This window comes from Mucilaginibacter gossypii (assembly GCF_900100945.1).
In the GTDB taxonomy this organism is placed as follows: domain Bacteria; phylum Bacteroidota; class Bacteroidia; order Sphingobacteriales; family Sphingobacteriaceae; genus Mucilaginibacter; species Mucilaginibacter gossypii.
On the sequence record NZ_FNCG01000013.1, the window covers coordinates 150,007 to 170,705 of the forward strand.

General features: G+C 43.6%; 11 protein-coding genes. 2 read left to right on the forward strand and 9 right to left on the reverse strand.

Going from position 1 to position 20,699, the window contains the following annotated elements; all coding sequences use genetic code 11:
- Positions 1–7 precede the first annotated feature (7 nt).
- The 9 genes from BLS28_RS21565 to BLS28_RS21605 form a co-directional block, all read right to left on the reverse strand.
- The gene (locus tag BLS28_RS21565) at positions 8–1,018 is read right to left on the reverse strand and encodes a glycoside hydrolase family 43 protein (protein ID WP_176844532.1); all 1,011 of its coding nucleotides are present in this window, start codon (positions 1,016–1,018) and stop codon (positions 8–10) included.
- 213 nt (positions 1,019–1,231) lie between these two features.
- Complete coding sequence (locus tag BLS28_RS21570) at positions 1,232–2,302, reverse strand: cellulase family glycosylhydrolase (protein ID WP_208057763.1); 1,071 nt, start codon at positions 2,300–2,302, stop codon at positions 1,232–1,234.
- A 309-nt stretch (positions 2,303–2,611) separates the two neighbouring features.
- Positions 2,612–3,751, reverse strand: coding sequence for a sialidase family protein (locus BLS28_RS21575; RefSeq protein WP_091172236.1), 1,140 nt, complete (start codon positions 3,749–3,751; stop codon positions 2,612–2,614).
- A gap of 33 nt (positions 3,752–3,784) precedes the next feature.
- Entirely contained in the window at positions 3,785–4,810 is a 1,026-nt protein-coding gene (locus BLS28_RS21580; RefSeq protein ID WP_091172310.1) for a family 43 glycosylhydrolase, read from the reverse strand.
- Positions 4,811–4,824: 14 nt separating this feature from the next.
- Positions 4,825–6,897 carry a beta-L-arabinofuranosidase domain-containing protein gene (locus BLS28_RS21585; protein WP_256337503.1) on the reverse strand — a complete coding sequence of 691 codons (2,073 nt, stop codon included), beginning with the start codon at positions 6,895–6,897 and terminating at the stop codon, positions 4,825–4,827.
- Between the two features lie 12 nt (positions 6,898–6,909).
- On the reverse strand, positions 6,910–8,751 hold the full coding sequence (locus BLS28_RS21590; protein WP_091172240.1) for a glycoside hydrolase family 2 protein: 1,842 nt from the start codon (positions 8,749–8,751) through the stop codon (positions 6,910–6,912).
- 89 nt (positions 8,752–8,840) lie between these two features.
- Complete coding sequence (locus BLS28_RS21595; RefSeq protein WP_091172242.1) at positions 8,841–9,551, reverse strand: DUF3823 domain-containing protein; 711 nt, start codon at positions 9,549–9,551, stop codon at positions 8,841–8,843.
- Positions 9,552–9,570: 19 nt separating this feature from the next.
- Positions 9,571–11,466: a RagB/SusD family nutrient uptake outer membrane protein gene (locus BLS28_RS21600; protein WP_091172244.1), complete on the reverse strand. Its 1,896-nt coding sequence runs from the start codon at positions 11,464–11,466 to the stop codon at positions 9,571–9,573.
- A 23-nt stretch (positions 11,467–11,489) separates the two neighbouring features.
- Positions 11,490–14,699 carry a SusC/RagA family TonB-linked outer membrane protein gene (locus BLS28_RS21605; RefSeq protein WP_256337504.1) on the reverse strand — a complete coding sequence of 1,070 codons (3,210 nt, stop codon included), beginning with the start codon at positions 14,697–14,699 and terminating at the stop codon, positions 11,490–11,492.
- Positions 14,700–14,893: 194 nt separating this feature from the next.
- Here BLS28_RS21605 and BLS28_RS21610 point away from each other — a divergent pair, with 194 nt between their 5' ends.
- Complete coding sequence (locus BLS28_RS21610) at positions 14,894–18,883, forward strand: hybrid sensor histidine kinase/response regulator transcription factor (protein ID WP_256337505.1); 3,990 nt, start codon at positions 14,894–14,896, stop codon at positions 18,881–18,883.
- A gap of 305 nt (positions 18,884–19,188) precedes the next feature.
- Positions 19,189–20,568, forward strand: coding sequence for a right-handed parallel beta-helix repeat-containing protein (locus tag BLS28_RS21615; protein WP_091172246.1), 1,380 nt, complete (start codon positions 19,189–19,191; stop codon positions 20,566–20,568).
- The last annotated feature ends 131 nt before the right edge of the window (positions 20,569–20,699 follow it).

A 20,699-nucleotide genomic window follows, 5' to 3' on the forward strand; every position in this document is an offset into this window, starting at 1 on the left:
GTTGTATTTATTTAGTTACTACCGGCCAGCCGTTTTGATATTTGATAGGGCTGGTACACATTACCCTTCCCTTTTCCTTATGGGCTATTTCAATTGCATGATAAGCTATAAATTTGTTTCCCTTTTCGTCGGTAAAAATAGAATTATGACCAGGAGCCGTGTAAACAGCATCTTTAACCAATATAGCGCTATTGAGGGTTTTATCACTTTCACCCAACCTTAAAAACGGGCCAAGCGGATTATCGGCCTTCGCTATCATAACCGCGTAATTGGCACCGGCACCACAACAATTATCGCCCGAATAATACAGGTAATAGGTTCCGTTATCATAATCAAGCCATGATCCTTCAACCAAATTGCTGTAACTTTTATCCTTGCCCGGCTCAACCACAACTGTTGGCTGTGAACCTTCTTTAAAGTCCGACCAGTCATCTTTCATTTCCTGTACTCTCAAAGGCTGGAAGTCCGATCCCCAGTAAAGAAAATGTTTCCCGGTTTTAGGGTCAACAAAAGCTTTAGGATCTATACAGTGAAAACTTGGGCCTTTCATAAATGGCGTGCCTCTATCGATAAAAGGCCCAAGCGGGTTATCAGCATAGGCTATCCCCATCCATTTGCCGGTCAACTCATTGGGATCGGCGGAAAAGAACATGACGAATTTGTTGAGTTTGGCATCGAAGAAAACATCCGGTGCCCAAAAGTTTTGGGTATTAGAAGCCCATGAAGGTTTTTGAGGCAAAGCGTCACCCGCATATGTCCAGTGTTCATGATCGGTTGACCAGGCCACCTGGATATTGATCATCTTTCCCTCACCACCCGGCGATTGGGTTGCGTAGGCATAATACTTGCCATTATAACTGATCACTGTAGGATCGGGGAAATCCCTGTCAAGCACAACGTGGATAAGGCCGCTATAGGGTGCTGACTGCTTAGCTGGCTCAACTTGCTGCGCATGGCTGCGGCAGGCGGTCATAGTGCCGAGCAGGCCCAGCATCAGATAATTAAAAAACTTTTTCATAGGTGTCATTGGTTTATAACTCGGAACAAGACTTACGAAGTTTTTAAAACTTCGTAAGTCTGTAATAAACCTGCATTTCAGGTGATAAGCAGATTTGTGTGATAGGTTAACGCGGGAGACGAACAGGAATGGATGCGTCTCTATTTAAAACGGTGGTTTCAGCATTCGGAAATCATCTGTACATCCGCACATGTGAAATCCGCACATCTGAAACTATCTTTCGGTCAATTTCTTGATTAGGTTTGTTTCCTCCGGGATGTAGGCAGTACCATCCTTACGGAAAATATCATGGAACCAGAGTTTAGGTTCTTTGCCATCAGGCATTGGGGTATCCCAGGCGTAAATAGTATTGGTTTTGCCGCTTACAAACCCCCAGTTTATAGCACCCACATTTTCTTTTTTTAGCATTGGTAATACTGTGCCAAACAGACTATTGCGCGGACGGGCCATATATTCGGTACAAATTAAAGGGCGACCGTTCATTTTCAAAAATTGTACTGTTTTCAGATGATCACCTTCAGGCGTATAATCATGATAGGTTACAACATCCGAATTAGCTATCTGAAACTTGTTCAAATCCTCCAGGTCCCAACGCCAAACACCGGCACTAATTGGTTGACTCGGATTTACCTGTCTTGCCCATTTAAACACACTTTTAAGTAAAGGTAAGGTTTTGTTCCCTTTATCCGAGTTGCCCGGTTCGTTGTACAGGTCCCAAAGCAAAATGCGTTTATCATTAGCGAAGCGCTTCAATACATCCTTTACATATTTTTCAAGCACAGGAGAGTTGGCTGCGTTATCAGATGCAGGCTGTCCCGGATCCTGCATCCATCCCGAATTGTGAATACCCGGTTTTGGCTCTGGTTGTTTACCTATTTTAGGTACTTTATTCCAGCAGTCATCAAAAAATACAAACATGGTTTTTACGCCGTGTTTACTTGAAATAGCCAGGTATTCGTCCATGCGTTTTTTGAAACCTTCCGGATCCTGTTTCCAGGCTAAATGGTGCAGGAATACGCGCATCACATTCATGCCGATGCCCTGTGCATAGCCTAATTCCCTATCTATCGTTTTTGGATCGAAAGTATCGGCCTGCCACATTTCCAACTGATTGATGGCCGTACTTGGAATAAAATCGGCACCAACCAGCCATTGCTGCTGCGCATACCATGTTTTTGCCTTCTCCTGCGACCATACCTGCGCCGGCGCTTTTTGCTGCGCCATTACCCTCATCCCCAATGGCATTGCTAAAGCAAGCGCCAATACTTTTAATTTTGTTTGCATTTATAAATGTTTAATAGTTTAATTCTTTCCTTTTTTTTAATTCCCCTCTTGAGAGGGGGCGCATAGGATAGTGTGATGACAGGGGTGTGTTTCTTCAGCGTTTATTCGTCGCTTTGTTAAACACACCCCTCCGCCCCTCTCAAGAGGGGAATCGCACATTCCCTTGCCTTTTACTTTTTATTACACACGCCGCCGCTCGGCTCCAGCCGAGTGGCAATTATCCCAACTGGCCTGCTGCTCCAAATTCGGCGGCCAGAGGCCGCTTAATAACTGCCGCTCGGCTGGAGCCGACCGGCGGCTAAGATTTGCTTATTTATTCTTTATCACTCTTCCCTTTATCATCCATATCTCCGTCCCTTTCCCAAAGGCATTGGTTGATGTAAGTGCAATGATGGTGTCATCATTAAGCACACACAACGCATTCCACAATCCGTGTTTGTTAAGCGGAATATCAAACGGCGTTGGTACGCTTACAAAATCCTTAGCATCATTATTACCTAAAGCTACCTGCATACAAGCCTGCTCCCAGTTATGGTTGCGGTTTTGCGTACTTTGATAGGATAGTACTGTTTCGCCGCTGAGCAGTTGCCTTAAATAAGGCGCTCCGGCGTAAACTGTATCCTGCAATTTGGGTGTGAGCGCGTATGTGCGTTCGGTATCATCGGGGCCAACCGTTTTTTTCCAATTTTGGCCGATGCTGTTGCGGATGATAGACGGTTTAAAAGTTGCACCGGCATTATCCTCTATCGAAAAAGCAATTTCATTTTTTCCTTTCAGGATGACTGGTACCGGCATACCATCCCTATGGCCCGGTCTGAAAGATACAATTTGAGGCTGTTTTGTCCAGCTTAAGCCGTTATCCTTCGACCGGAATATGGAAATATTTTGCTCGTTTGATTTGGTGTAGACACCCTCGTTTGAAAAGAACAACTGGATCTCGCCCGATGGCAATTGAATCTGCGATGGCTCCCAGCAGCCATCATCAAAATTATAACGAGCCTGATAAATCAGGCGTTCATCCGTCCAGGTTTTGCCTTTATCGTAGCTCTTTTTTGTGCAGATGGCAAAGTGTTTGGTTGTATCCCAAGCACCGTTTACTTTGTGTGGGCGAGGGTTGTATGATGCCAGGAATGAATGATCTTTCAACTCCAGTATCTCGGGCACTGCCATGTTTACGCCCGGCACTGGCCGGGCAATTATTACAGGAGGCTTCCAGCTTTTACCTAAATCAGTACTTGTAATGCATTCAATACCTCCGGCACTTTCATAAACACAAAACAGGTTGCCATTACTCAACTGGATCATGCGGGCGTAATTGCCGTTTTTGCTCCCCACCTGTTTTAAGGTGGTTTGATCCCAGGCAATGGTTTTATTGTTAACGGCATAGTGTTGCCCCAGAACCATCACCGGGGCAAACACACCCATTAACCAAATGAATATCTGCCGCATAACCAATTATATTTTCTATATTTTTGTCGATAGTTATTTGACATCGGCCAACCAAAAACCGAATGGCTTATCCCTGTCGCAAATCAATGTTTCGCCGTTAAACTCCAATTCGGCAGCATGGATGGATGTGCGCTTGGTTGTATAGCTGTAGGCACCATCGGCATCAAGCCCACCATCTTCAAAATGCTTTTTACGACCGGGGTGGGTAAAGTAAATGATATAAGCATGGCCTTCACTTACTATCACATCGGCGTGAGCTCCTGTTGGTGTATCTTCCGGCCGATGACCAGGCTTATCCAGCACCAAGCCCTGATGCTCCCAGGTTTTGGCATCTTTTGATCTGTAGACACGCTGACCTTGCCACTCATCGGTAATCATCCAGTAATAATCTTTAAACCGGAAGATCTTTGGCCCTTCATGTGCGCGGCCTTCAATAGCAGGTTTATCATCAGCTTTCCAGTTTACCAGATCATTACTTTCGGCAGTCATGGTGATGCTGCCCAGCTTTTGATCCTTGTACCACATGTGCCATTTGCCATCGGGCAGTTTCATTAGTGTTGGGTCGATGATATTATGATCCGGCAAATTCAGCGGGCCCGCGTATTTCCAGTCCCAAAGGTTTTTACTGGTGTAATGTACCAGGTGCGAATCGCCGCCCCACTGGCTGTACACTCCGGGGATATATACTACAAACATGTGGTATACGCCTTTATCAAAAACCACATCGGGTGCCCAAAAAGTGTTTTGACCTCGCTCATGCTCCAGGTTCAGCGCACCACGATAAACCCAGGTATGCCCGTGATCCTTCGAAGTGGCAACACCAATAGCGGTACCGTAACAAAATGCTACTCCCGGCGATTGTACGTTGGCCCGGCGCTGGGTATATAACATTGCCCACTCTTTTTCGGCTTTGTTATAAACCAAAACAGGATCGGCAGCGCCATCGTAAATCGGGTCGCGGTACAGCGGTGATGGGGGCTGATTTTTAACCTCAGCATCCTGTGCCAGGGCGGCAAAACCAGCCATCATCATTAAACCGCATAGTATTCCTTTTATCATGGATGCATTTTTCATTATTCAGCAACCGGAAAAGCCGAGATCCTTAACCTTGCACCACCCATCGGCACCAGCGTAAGCTCTTTAGAAGGTTCTGCTGTTTTCACCGGACTTTGCGGCAATACACCGCATAAGCCCGTTTCATCAATTTTCCAATCGGGTAGCTGTTTTCCCTTAGCTTTTAATTCAATAGGCGCATTAGCGTTGGTAAAAGGGTTATTATCCTTTGGCCATGCGCGGTGAATAACCTCTATTGATTTTTCAGGGTGTTGCTCATCTATCAGCAAACCATAGTTCCATGGCGATGCAGCGTAGATATTGTAAGAAGGCCATTTTTGAGGATCGGCGCCCGGCTGCCAGTGCGAATCGCCCTGAGCATCTTTCAGGTTATCTCCTTTGGTATATTGCTCTTCTATTTTCAAAGAATAGGTAAGCGGGCCATAGCTAACACTTACGCTATTTTTGTTTTTAGCCCATTCCTTCACCTTAAGCTGCATTGGCAACTGAAGCGTTACTTTATCGCCATTTTTCCAGTTTTTAGCTAAGCGGATATAATAGCCTGTTGAGGTATTTACATCTACAGCGACGCCATTAACTTTTACCGATGCGCCTTTGCACCATTCAGGTATGCGCAGGTAAAGCGGAAAATCAACTGCTTTAGGTGTAGTAACCGTAAAGTTGATCTGATCTTGGAAAGGATAGTGGCTTGTTTCTGCGATGCTTACCGCAGTGCCATTACCAACTTTTGCGTTCACCTTACCTTCGGTATAAAGCAAGGCGGCAACGCCATTATCAGGAGTAGCCATCCAGCTGTTTTCGGCATAATATACCCAGCCTGCGGCATGGTTATGCTGGCAACAGCGGCTACCAAAAGGATTCATCATTAAAAACGGACCTTCATTGGCAATGCCCGGGTGGTGGTTTTTACCATCACTCACCACCATGTTAGGTGCAGTTAGATAACGTAAAGCACGATAATCGGGCATAAAGGCAGCCGGGAAGGTATTGAAAGCTACGTCCTCGCAATTCTCTGCCCAGAAACGGTCGCCGGTATTGCCCAATAACATCTGGTCGGATGTCATTTGCTCTACCAAACCACAGGTTTCTACTGCCTGACGCGGATCATCATAACCTTTACGGGCATTTTCATCGGCACCGAACATACCGCCCGGAACCTGGCCATAGATATCACGAATCAGTTTGAAATCGTTATAGGTAGCATCCAGATCTTTTTTATCATGACTTTGCAGGTAATAAGTTGCCGGCTCACGGAAACACTGAGCTACGTTAACATTATGCCAGTTGGGCAGGTTATTAGCCTGGCGCCAGTCGGCTGTATTTTTGTCAAGTTTGGTAGCTAAGTCAAGCAAAAACTTATCGCCGGTGCGGTTATACAGCCAGTAAACGCTTAGCATGTTATCGCCGCCGCGGCTGTTTTCCCAGTAATCTTCCAAAAATTTATTATCAGGCGTAGCTAACTCATACTTAAAGTATTTTGTCATGAAAGGGATAACGCGGGGATCTTTGGTGTATTCGTAATATGATTGCAGGCACCAAAGCATCGGCATGTTAGTCCAAAGGTCGCGATTACCGTTATGTTCAACCGCTGGACCAAAATCACCGTTGTCACGCTGATTATTCAATACTGCATCAATCCAAAATTTGGTTTCGGCAATCATCTCTTTATCCTTCAGCGTGTAAGCTATATCGGCATAACCTTTTAGCCAGTAGGGAAGTTCTTCCCAACCATATTCACCTTTGCCCTCTTTGTTAAGCCAGGCATTGTTGGTTTTTGAAAGCCATACGCTGATCTCGCCCAGGTTACCTGTTAAGCCGTCGCGCTGCAGCTCCATCATTTTTTTTAGCCAGCCGCCGGCTTCAATGCTACCTGTAGGCAATTTGGTAAAATATTGTCTTTGCAAGGGGGCGCGGTTGTTTATATAAAAAGCATTCGCGCCTTTGTTATCAACCGTTGTTACTGTGGTTGCTTTCACGCCCTGGGCATTCACAGTTGCAAAGCCCGCACAGATCATGGCCACAGAAAGACAAACTTCCCTGCGTATTAATTTTATACTGTTTTTTATAGTCATTACGTAAAGATATTATTTCACCAGGGCAGGATCATACAATTTGCTATTGGCTTTTTGTAACAATTCAACAGGCATTTTAATAACCTTACGGTCATAAGTCATGAAGCCGTTCACTTCGCCCTCCACATCTGTTGTTTGTGTATATACTGCTGCCGAAAGACCAACCTTAATCAACTCCTGTAACCTGTCGGTAAAGGTTGAATATCTTTTAAACAGGTCGTCGCCGTTTTTGAAGTTTTGATACCCCCAGTTTTTGTTAGCCTGCCAGGTATGGCCGTCAACCGGCCAGCCCAAACCACCAAACTCGCCAAGTACCACGGCTTTGGTTTTACCGAAAATCTCGGGACGTGGCATAGCAGGGTGCGGATAGTTATGCAAATCGACAATGTTACCGGTATCGTAGAAGTTGCCACCGCTGGCACTGTTCACCAAACGTGATGGGTCTTTTTTCATCGTCCATTCGGTGATCTCCACGGTTTTAAACTGGCCCCATGCTTCGTTGAACGGTGTCCATACCACAATGCATGGGTAGTTGTATAATGAGTTCATGATTGCATTCCACTCTTTACGGTAGTAGCCTTCAGATTCCGGAGTACGCTGCTGATCGGTAGCGCCGTCAAGCACACCCGGGCGATTTTCCCAATGGTTACCTAAATCGCCGCTCGGCATATCCTGCCAAAGCAGCATACCTGTTTTATCGCAGTAAGCATAGTAACGTGCAGGTTCAACTTTAATGTGCTTACGGATCATGTTAAAGCCCATTTCCTTAAGCTTATCAATATCAAAGCTCATGGCCTCATATGTTGGCGGGGTGTATAAACCATCAGGCCACCAACCCTGATCAAGCGGGCCATATTGAAATACAAATTTGTTGTTCAGCAACATACGCTGGATACCATTAGCATCGGCACCAAGCGAAATTTTACGCATAGCAAAGTAGCTGCCTATTTCGTCAACCGCTTTGTTATTGCGGATAAGGGCAACTTTCAGGTCATACAAAAACGGATCGGTAGTTGACCATAAGTGCTGATCTTTGATATCCAGCACGGCGGTTTCGCTGGCATCAATCGTTTTTTCGGATACAAGGGTTTTGCCGCTCCAGGCGCTGATCTTCAGTTTATCGCCCGGCTGGCTATTTGAAACTTCGGCAGATACCGATAGTGTGTGATCGTCAATGTTAGGGGTTTGTTTGGTGGCTTCAATGTGTGTTTTAGCTACACCTTCCAACCAAACGGTTTGCCAGATACCGGTAACAGGAGTGTACCAGATCCCTTCGGGCTTTTTAACTTGTTTACCACGCGGCTGCGGACCATCGTCTGTTGGGTCCCATACGCTTACGGTAATTTCTTGCTTTGAACCGCCTTTTAACAAAGGGGTAATATTAAATGTAAAAGGATCAAAGCCGCCTTCATGGATACCGGCGCTTTTTCCGTTTACAAATACTTCGGTACGCCAGTCAACCGCACCAAAATGCAGCAGTACGTCTTTACCTTTTAATGTTTTGTTTAAGTTGATGGTGGTTTTATACCACAACATGCTATCCTTACCAACCGTTTTACCTACACCAGATAGCGCCGACTCGACCGCGAAAGGCACCAGGATCTTTCCTTCATATTTTGCAGGCCCTGTGGTTGCTTTAGGCACTATGACATAGTTCCATAAACCATTGAGGTTTTGCCAGTTGCCGCGTACCAATTGCGGGCGCGGATATTCGGGTAGGGGTGCCTTAGGGTCAACCTTTTCGGCCCAGGGGGTTGTGATCCTGTCTTTTATCAAATGCCATTCGCCTTGCTGTGCATTGGCAGATAAATAGGTAGAAATAAAAAGAGACAGGCAAAGCGATAGTTTCTTCATCAGTTAAATGGTGTGTAAGGATATTATGTTAATTTAAATTATGCAGGGATATAAAAATGGCCCCCACCGCAACGGCAGGGGCCGGTAATTTATTGTATGGTTATTTTTGACACTGGTGAGAAAACAAGATCTTCAACACCGGCAATTTTTAAACCAATACGTGCAAATACATAATTCTGAGTAGGAGTTATAGTAGGCACGTCAAAGCTCAAACTCAGGTTGGTCATACTTGTAATGGCAGAACCTGCAATTGATGGCGGATCGCCATCACCTATACGGTAACCACCTGACACAAACTGTGTTTTGTTAACATATAAATAAACACGATCGATGTTTTTTGCATTAGCATCAGTGATTATTTTCTGTATATCAAAAGTAGCTGTTACTTTTCTGCCGGTTGCTGTAAACTTGGCATTTTGTACCAGGTAATAAGGGGTTACCTCAATATCAACTGTTTGGCTGCCTTTTAGGTTTACGGTTAAACTATCGCGGGTGCCGGCCGGTAACTCTTTCCACATAAAGGGGCCCTGGTTTGCAGGGATAGTGAATTTGTAGGTACCATCAAACAATAACTGCGCATAGTTACCATCGGGATCAAAGGTTCCCTGTATGGCCGATTTTGTTGCAAAACCTGGTTGATATATTTGGTAAGGGACAGCGTTATACTCAACGTTTATAGCTTCTCCTTTGTAAACCAACCTGCCGCTCAGTCTTGATGTGGGCGCATCGTAATTGTCTTTCTTACAGCCCGAGGCAGCAAGAAAAAGCCCGATTAAAATATGATGAAACTTGATTTTCATAAACACTTTTCTTTAACTCTTATTGATTTGGTTGTTTAACAATTTTCGGGTTTGCTGCTATAACATCGTCACCAATGCGTGAATAGTAGTTACCCAACAGGAACCTGTTTGAACCTGTAACCGGCGATGGTTTTGTTTCCTTAAATATCCACTTTCCGTTGTTAACATCACCAGGATTATAATATTTATATGGCCACAAGCCAAATGGTTGCGTACTACGTTTAGTTGCCTTACCAATATTAGTAACCAAGTCAGCAACTGACATTGAGTTACCATCCCAAACGGCATCAGCAATTCTCCAGCGTTTCATATCAAATAAAGTATGACCTTCAAAAGCAAGTTCAACACGGCGCTCATGAACAATACGGTCAAAATAATTAGCTGCGGTAAGCACCAATGGAGTAGTAAGGCCAGCCCTTACACGCACTTGGTTTAAGTAGCCTGAAGCCTCTGCATAATTACCTAATTCGGCATCTGCTTCGGCAGCGTTCAGCAATACTTCGGCGTAGCGGTAACGGATAAAGTTAACATCACTACCACGGCCACGGCGACCAGAACCTACAGTTGGATCAAGGTATTTGCGGATATAAAAACCGGTTTGAGTACGGAATTCTGCGCCGTTAACCGGGCCATCTTTACCTACAACCTGTACTTTACCCAAGCCCGGAACATCCTGTGTAATAGTAGCATCGCTGCTTGATATAACAGTACCGTTACCTAATTGATAACCTGCATATACCTCGGTACGTTTACCTTTAAACAATCCATTAGGCAATAATACAGTACCGGCAAGCCTTGCATCCCTGCCAGCAAACATATCTAACTGATCGGTATAGTAAATAGGGTTACCTGATCCGTCTTTAGTTGCCATTGGGGCATAAGTATTGTCAAGCTTTTCAAATGCCTCAACCAGGTTTAATGACGGGTTTAACCTGCCTGCGTCCAAACCTTCGTCTGAAATTGAGAAAGGTTGGTCGTTGGTGGTGAAGCCGTGTGTTTTACCACCGTTGGCCTTGAAATCCTCAACCCAGATGGACTCCGAGCTGCTTTTATCAAGGAACAAGTTGGCAAAGTTATCGCTTAAATCAGGTAATTGTTTGTAAAGCGAATAATTACCAGCTGTGCCAGATATAATCTCTTTAGCAGCAGCAAGCGCTTTAGTGTAATAACCGGTAGCAGCACTGGCCGGGATACCTACTTCTCCGCCAGGCAATGAAACCTGAGGTGTTGTGGCACCATACTTAGCTATTGAAGCAGCATATAAAGCAGCCCTTGATTCCATAGCCAATACAGCAGCAGGGGTAGCCCTTGATTTTTCAGAAACGTTAACCGGTAATAAACCTTTTATTGCTTCTGCCTCGCTGATGATAAAGTCATAAACTTCCGACTCTTTTGCACGTGGGATCTGTAAAGCTTCAACGTTGCCAGAGAAATCGTAGTTAAGCGATTTGGTGATCAATGGAACCCCGCCCATTCTTTTTACCAGCTCAAAGTAATACTGAGCGCGTAAAAAACGGCCTTCGGCAATAAACTGGTTTTTCTGTGCATCTGTTAACTTGGTAGCGGCAGTAGCGCGCTCAATAAATAAGTTCAGATCACGAACATATTTATAATCCCATGTACCCCATGAGCCAAAATCCCAGCCTGTACGCTGTACTATATAATAGCTGCCATTTTCTGAAGGGAACGATTCGCTGAAATCAGCAAATGATGCCCAGCCGTTATCCAGGCCAGAAAAATCATAAACACGGTTATATAGGTCAGCAAGAATGGAAAGTACAAGGTTAGGGTCGGAGAATGCGACATCTGAAGTTACCACCTGCTTGGGCGGTACATCCAAAAAGGCACTGTCTTTTTTGCAGGCACCTGTAACTAACAGGAGTGCAAATGTTGATATAATGGTTGTTTTTTTCATTTGGTTTAAACTTGAGGAATCAATTAAAAGGTTAAATTAACACCAAAGTTGAGCACCTTGCTCTGTGGGAATTGTAACCCGTTATCATCCGTTGTTTCAGGGTCAACGCCAAACTGTTTCAGGTTATCAAACGAGAACATGTTGTAGGCGTTAACATAAAAACGCGCTCTCTTGATCTTCACTTTTGCCAGCAGTTGGGTAGGTAATGAATAACCTAACTCCAATGTACGCACCCTCAGGTATTTTACACTGTGCAGCCAAAAAGTTGAGTTACGATCATAGTCACTGTTGGTAGTACCCGGGTTAACCCTGTTGGCAGGATATTTACCCGGCACCCACGCACTGTTTATATCAAACGGATCTGTACGGTGGTACCTGTCTTCAAATATGGTATTCAGGTTTCCATTGTTTTGGAAAGCCCACCTTGTTTCCCAGTTCTGGAACCAGGTATAGCCTGCACCGCCTGAAAAATCTGCATGAAAATCAAAGCCATGATAGGCAGCGCCCAATGTTAAACCAAAGTTGATATTTGGCTGTTTACCATAACCGTAACCAATAGGACGTGTATCATAACCGTCAATTTTACCGTCGCCGTTCCAGTCTTTATACATTAAATCTCCCGGAAGCATTGTCCTGTTACCCTGACCATCGTTATTGATTTTGTAATTGTTAATCTGTTCGATTGATGAGAACTGACCAACAACTGTATAACCCCAATCGATATTAGCGTAACGGTTTATCGCCGAGCCAAAATATTGCTCTAATGAGTTACCAAAATATTCGTTCCTGAATATTGATTTCTGACGGGAGTAAGAAATGTTGCCACCGATGTTATAGCTTACTTTTCCAATCCTGTCGTTCCAGTTCAACGAAAACTCACCACCTGATTGTGAATCACTGCTTGAGTTTTCTGCAGGTAATGTATAACCTACTTCCAGCGGCAACACCAATTTAGATGGCGGGCCAGCCAAGCCAGTACGTTTACGGTAGAAATAATCAACAACACCACTCAACCTGTTGTTAAGCATGGTGAAATCCATACCCACATCGGTCATTTTACTTTTTGACCATGAAATATTGGTTGTTACCAAACCTTTATCAGTTGAAGTAACGATAGCATTACCGTCAATAATAGCGGTACCTGCGTTATAGTTGTAACCCGGCAGGTAAGCATACGGGGTTACGATCGGGTTATTAGCGTTATTAGGATCGCGGTCATCACCCAATACACCATACGATGCACGGATTTTCAAATCGTTCAGGAAGCTGTTTTCACCAAGAAGCTTCTTCATGAAACCTTCCTGGGTAATACGCCAACCGATAGATCCACCGGGGAAGTAACCTACGCGTTTATCAGGAGCAAACAGGTACGAAGCATCCCTTCTGCCAGATAATTGCAGATAATATTTGTTATCGTAGTTATAATCAATTCGGCCGATATAACCTGTACGGGCTTCTTTGTTGTCGCTGTCCTGGTACTGATCTGCGGTTGGGAAGTAAATAAGCGGCAGGTTGTTTGATACCGGTGAAGCGTGGATCCAGTTACGCAGGTGCTGTAGCTCAATACGTTCAGAAACAAACGTAGCACCTATGGTGTGTTTACCAAAAGTATTGTTGTAGTTAATTTGCCATTGGTAAGTTTTAGCAAATTCTTTTTTCTGTTCACGTTCGCGCCAAGGGTTGGTACTACCACCGGTTACATCATAAGTATCAGTTGCAGGGCGGTAAGTATACGCGTTATAAGTATATTCCTGGTTATTTAACAAATAATCAGCAATATAATATGAGTACAAACCTTTTACCAATAAGCCTTTAACACCAGGCACCTGGTATTCCGCACCAAAATTGGTTTGTAAAACGCGCCAATCACTGTGATATAAACCCGATAGCTTTTTGTTAAGGAAAGCATAGTTTGACTCGGTGTGACCGATATCATTCAAGTAAGCCGGATTATCGTTAGCATAAGGGCGCTCAAGCGGCGTATTTCTTAAAACGGCAAAGCGGGCAAGGAAGTAATCATCACCTCCCGGTACGCCAGGATTTTCGCGGGTTTCGATACGGCCGTTAACGTCCATGCTTACCTTTAAACCGTTGGCTACTTTCAGCGATATGTTAGATTGAATATTTGAACGATTAAAAAGGTATTCTTTACCTAACTGAGAGTTTTGATGCAGGTTAGTTGCCGATACATAGTAGTTTAATTTATCGGTACCACCGGTAAAGTTAATATTGGCTGAGTTTTGAGGGGCATTATTATTGGCTTTCAAAACATAATCGCGCCAGTTAAAGCTTTGGTAACCTTTTTCGGTACCGGCTTTATATTTGTCAAGATCGGCCTGGGTAATAGTAGTTGAACCGTTGCTGTTAACCTGTGCATCAGCTAAATAACGCATGTAATCATACGAATTGGTCAATACGTTAGGGAAACGATAAAAATTTTGGTAACCGGTATAGGCATCGATGTTGATCCTTGATTCGCCCGAACCTTTTTTGGTTGTTACCACAACAACACCGTTTGCCGCACGTACACCGTAAATTGCAGCAGATGCGTCTTTTAGTACCGCGATGCTTTCTACGTCGTTAGGGGCAAGGTTGTTAAATTGACCCTCGTCCTGCTGGATACCATCAATTACGAATAGAGGCGCGCCCATATTACGGATCTGGATGGCGGCGCTGGCACCCGGCCTGCCTTCTGACTGCCTGAAGGTTACACCCGGAATTTTACCGGCAAGCGTGGTACTAACCGTTGAACCCGCGTGCACACGATCAATATCCTTACTGGTTACACTGGAGATAGCACCTGTAATAGAGGCTTTTTTCTGCGATCCATAGCCGGTAACAACAACTTCCTGTAAGGAAGAATTTGTTTCGCGAAGCCGAACTTTCAATGTTGTTCTGCCTTGCAGGGCAATCTCCTGTTTGACGAACCCGATGTAAGTAAACGTTAATGTACTGTTTGCATTAGGTACATTGATTGAAAAGTTACCCTGCGCATCTGTCGTTGTTCCACCCTGCGTGCCTTGCACCCTTACCGCTACGCCTGTCAGGGCCAGGCCGGTGGTGTCTGTCACGTTACCTGTAACCTTAATTTTATTTTGTGCGGATGCACTAAATGAAAAAAGGAAACCGGTCATGATGAAAAAAGCGATTAGCATTACTTTGGGGCTCCATTTACTGGGCGGCCACTGCACATGAGGGTTCCCCCCATGCCTGAGTAGTAAAAATTTTCTCATAAATGATCTATTAATTGGTTAAGTTTTGATTTTAAAAATGTACAATTGACATATCTAAAATCATGTTGTAAAGAAAAAGGATTTTGGGCCCGGCGCTTAACCAAATCATATCAATACTTAGTCAAAAAGTATCAATTTTCGGGAGAAGGGAAACGCTGCAACAGATTGGTTATATTTGCGTTAAGCTGATTATTTTGAAACCACTATACATATTTCTATTATTTTTTACAGTATCATTCGGTATTTGCAATGCGCAGACCTACTACTTCAAGCATTACCAGGTTGAGCATGGGTTATCGCATAATACTGTCTACTGCAGCATGCAGGATAGGCGCGGCTTTTTGTGGTTTGGCACTAAAGACGGCCTTAACCGTTTTGATGGTTACACCTTTAAAACGTTCAGACATAACCCCGCGAATAAAAGCACCATCTCCAACAATATGGTGCATACCCTGTGCCTTGATAAAGAAGGTACACTTTGGATAGGTACCGACGAGGGCCTTGATAAGTATGATCCCCTGTCCGAAACATTTACACATATCAATACAGCAAACATTAACGGTGTGCGCAGTATCACCTTTGATGAACATGATAATTGCTGGTTTGTGGCCGGAGCTTCATTAATAAGATATAACACTAAAACCGGCGAAAGAATAGATTACTGGCCTTCGCAGCATTTTGAGGCTACGTCTGTAGTTATCATTAATGGTACAGTGTGGGCATCTTCGTCAACGGGCGCAGTGGAGAAACTGGACCAGGCGAGCCGCACTTTTACCGCTTACAACGTATTTAAGCCAACTGATAAAGTGACTTCAAAGTTTATTGAGAAGATTTATTATGCCGGTAACAACAAAATATTTGTAGGTACCAATAGCCATGGTTTTAAGGAGTTTGATGTTGAAACCTATACCTATAAAGACCTGCTTAACTACAATCCCGATAAAACGGCTGTTTATGTACGCGATTTTTTAAAATACAGCGACACTGAATACTGGATAGCCACTGAATCGGGCGTATTTATTTATGACTCGGTAAAGGGCACATTCCTTAATCTCAGAAAGCATTTCAATGATCCTTACTCTATATCGGATAATGCCGTTTATTGCCTCTGGAAAGATTCGGAAGGCGGTGTTTGGGCTGGTACTTACTTTGGCGGCCTCAATTATTACCCTAAACAGTATTCAACCTTTAACAAATTTTACCCTGACACTGAGCCAAATTCCCTTAAAGGAAACGTGGTGCGTGAAATTACTAAAGACATATACGGCAACCTGTGGATGGGGACCGAAGACAACGGATTAAACAAATTGGCTCCGGATAATACCTGGACGCATTATACCCCCGGCGGAAGCGCCAGCATCTCCAATACCAACATCCACGGTATATTAGCCTTAGGCAATGAACTGTTTATAGGCACTTTTGAACGGGGACTGGATATCATGAACATTAAAACCGGCAAGGTTGAACGCGTTTACCTGGCCGGTAACCGAAATAATGATCTCAAAAGCAACTTTATAATTTGCTTTTGCAAAACCCGCGGCGGGCTCATTTTTGTTGGTACTACCCGTGGCATTTACAGGTATAACCTGGCAAGCAAGGATTTTACCCTGATAGATAAATTGCCCCCATATGATTTCATTTACGCCATAACCGAAGACCATATGGGTAAAATATGGGTTGGCACGGTAAGGGATGGTATTTACTGTTACAATCCGGCAAACAACACAAGCACTAAACTAAACTATCGGTACCCCGTTAAAAACGTGCTTAACACCACCACGGTTAACGGTGTTTTTGAGGACAGCAACCATAAATTATGGTTTGCTACCGAAGGTTTGGGTTTATGGAGATACGATCCCGACACCGATAGCTATAAGTTTTATGACACCAATAACGGCTTTCCGAGTAATTACATTTTCAGGCTTGAAGAAGACAGCCATAAAAATCTATGGATCAGCACTACCCGGGGGCTGGTTTGCTTTAATGATAATACCGGAAGCATCAAAATTTATACAAAAGCCAACGGTTTGTTGAGTGACCAGTTTAACTACAACTCGTCTTTTAAAGATGCCGACGGTACCATGTATTTTGGTTGTGTACGTGGTATGGTTAGCTTTAACCCTGCCAGTTTTAAGCAAAATTACTTTGTAGCCCCGGTTTATATAACCGGGTTCCAGGTGCACAATAAAGAGATCTCTGTTAATGGTGCCGATTCACTATTAAAACAATCTATCATAACCACAAAAAAGATCAACCTTAATTATAACCAATCCTCATTTAGTATTGATTTCGCTGCGCTGAGCTTTCCATCGCCCGAAATGACCCAATATAAATACACGATGAAAGGTTTGGATAAAGGCTGGACCGAGCTTAAACGCAACCGAAAAGTTTACTTTACGCAACTGCAGCCCGGTCATTATACCTTTGTAGTAAAAGCGGCAAACAATAACGGCACCTGGACCCAAAAAGAAACAAGTATTGAAATTGATATAGCGCCACCTTTTTGGGAAAGCGTTTGGGCATACATTGCTTACTGCCTGTTGTTTTTACTAACAGGTTACTACCTGCTCAGAAGCTATCACCGTAAAACCCGCGAGAAAAACAAACGTATTATCGAAACCCTTGAAAACGACAAGGAGAAGCAGATCTATAATGCCAAGATCGAATTTTTCACTAATGTGGCCCATGAAATCCGTACACCTTTAACGCTTATTAAAGGGCCAATGGAAAAAGTGATCAGGCGTGCGGAGCAAGTCCCGGATATTCAGAACAACCTGAAGATCATGGAAAAGAATACCAACCGGCTGCTTGATCTTACTAACCAATTGCTCGACTTCAGAAAAACCGAAACCAATGGCTTCAGCCTAAGCTTTGTTAAAACCGATATTATGGATCTGCTTGCCGATACCTTTTTGCGGTTTAAACCTATGGCCGAACAAAAGAACCTCAGCTATACCTTTATACATCCGGTTAAAACGGTGTATGCTTATGTTGATATTGAGGCATTCACCAAAATTATAAGTAACCTCATCAACAACGCTATTAAATACAGTACATCGGTTGTAGAGATCGAACTGCTCGATCATGCGGAAAACGACCCCACCTTTACCATCGAAATAAGGAACAGCGGGCACCTGATCCCTTATGAAATGCGTGAAAAGATCTTTGAACCTTTCTTTAGGATGAAAGAATCTGAAAAGCAAATTGGCACAGGAATAGGGCTTTCCCTGTCCCGCTCGCTGGCCGAATTGCATAAAGGTTTATTAGTGTTGAATAAATCTATTAACGATTTTAATATATTTAACCTTACTTTGCCTGTTCACCAGGAAAAAGAATTCGACCTGTATATTACCCCCGATGAATATGAGCAGGCTGACCTAAGTAACAGAGAGGAGAATATTGACTTTATGAAACCAGTTATACTTTTAGTGGATGATAACCCGGAAATACTTGATTTTATTTCGGATGATCTGAGCGACAAATATTCGGTTATTAAAGCCCTTAACGGACAGGAAGCGTTGGATATGATCGCCATCGAGAACATCCAGCTTATTATAAGCGACGTAATGATGCCGGGAATAGACGGGTTTGAACTATGCAAAACCATTAAAACCAATTTCGATTACAGCCACATACCCATTATACTGCTTACTGCAAAAAATACCCTGCAAAGTAAAATTGAAGGCCTGGAGGTTGGCGCAGATGCTTATATCGAAAAACCGTTTTCGCCCGAACATTTGCAGGTGCAGATAGCTAACCTGCTTATTAACCGTAATAAAATTAAGGAGCATTTTGCGAGCTCGCCGCTGGCACATATCAAGTCGATGGCCTACTCAAAACCTGATGAAAGCTTTTTGGATAAGCTAAACGGTGTTATCTACAAAAACATCCAAAACGCCGAGCTTGATGTTGAGCAGATAGCTAACCTCATGAACATGAGTAAGCCAACGCTGTACCGCAAGGTTAAAGCTATATCCAACCTTACTATTAACGAGCTTATCAATATCACCCGCCTCAAGGCTGCCGCGCAATTACTGGAAGAAGGTGATTATAAGATCTACGAAGTAGCCAACATGGTAGGTTACAGTTCTCAATCACACCTGGGCCGTAATTTCCTGAAGCAATTCGGTACAACACCCACTGAATATCAGCAGACTAAGCGCAGTAAAGTAAAACAGGTTTAATCTTACCAGGATGGACTATCAGGCTAAGTCAGCGGCAATGGTCTTTATATAATCATACGGGCGTCCGGGAGGGTAATTCCACTCAGTTATAAGCTGCAAGCCTTTTGCATCGGCGATGGCCCCATGCAATCATGTGCTATTAAAGCAACCCTCTTTTTTACAATTCTTGTTTATTACCGAAGCCCCAGAACGCTGCAAGCGGGTGATTTAATTGTGCGGGCAACAATATGTAAAAAAATAACGTAGAACTGCCGGTTCCGCACAACAGGGAATGGTTGATTATCAAAACTCTTTCAGATTAATAAATGGGAAATAACAATTACTTACTAAGCATGATAGCTGGTATGCTGGTAATATCATGCTTCGCGTGTTCAAAAAGTATAAACAAAATTGAGACACCGGCAAGTTCAATTCCGGAGCAGAATGGAAAACTGCAAAGTTTGAAAACCAAGCCGGTAACTACCTATACTTACACCGTTAAAACTACCGAGTGGATGGTTGACGGGACAAATATCCCGGCGGGGGCTATAATATATATCCCCGCCGGTGAACGTGGGGCTTTGCTGCTTAAAAACTTTAAAGGAACAGCCGCCGCTCCAATCTTAATTGTTAACCAGGGCGGAAGGGTGTCATTCACTACAGAAACTACCGCCTCGTATGCATTTAAGACACAAAACTGCCAGTACTTTAAGGTAATGGGAAATGGCGTTTCCTCAATTAAGTACGGGTTTGATATGAACGGCGGCAATATCGGTATGACGATGGACTATCTGAGCTCGGATTTTGAGATCGCGAATGTTGAGGTGCGTAACAGCGGGTTTGCCGGGATCATGGCAAAAACCGATCCAACATGCGACGCTGCAACCTGGCGAGGCAATTTTACCATGAGTAATGTAATAATTCATGATAATTACGTTCACAAAACAGGAGGGGAAGGCCTTTATATAGGAAATTCTTTTTATCAGAATGGCGTTTCAACTTCCTGCGGTACGGTTTTACCTCATGATGTCGTGAATGCCAGGATCTACAAAAACCTTGTTGACTCTACCGGTGCCGAAGGGATCCAGGTTGGCAGTGCTACGTCGGGATGCATGATCTATAGTAACACCGTTAAAAACCCGGGGATAAGTCCGTTTGCTTCTTATCAAAATAATGGCATACAGATAGGAGAAGGTACCGGCGGTCAATGTTATAACAACCTGGTTAAGAATGCACCAGGCAATGGTATCATTGTTCTTGGTCTTGGGGATAACCAGGTATTCAATAATTATATTATTGACTCAAAGGCTTACGGTATTTTTGCTGATTCACGGTATACGCCAGGCCCGAATTTTCAGTTTATCAATAATACCATTGTGGGCTCTGTTTTAGGCGGTATAAAGTTAAACTCTGAAACTATCCCCATGAATACCGTTATTAATAATGCTATCATACAATCGGCATCGGTACAGCCGATAATTTTAAAAAGCACCAGCGTTAAACTTACCGAATCAAATAATTATGTAAATACAGATGTAAGCGTTTGCGGGTTTGTAAATTATAACGGAGATGATTTTCATTTACAACCGTCATCGCCGCTTATCGATCAGGGGGCAAACGTTTTATCATACGGCATAAAATTTGATTTTTATAATGCTGTACGCCCATCGGGTACGGCTTTTGATATTGGGGCTACAGAGTATTAATATGCAATACATCAGGCGTTTCTGTCTGGGGTAAAGGGAATTCCTGTAAAAGCAAAAGGGACGGCAACACTGCCATCCCTTTTTGCGTTTTAAAGTTTGGTCTCTTTTTTCAGGACATGACATTTTTAGCT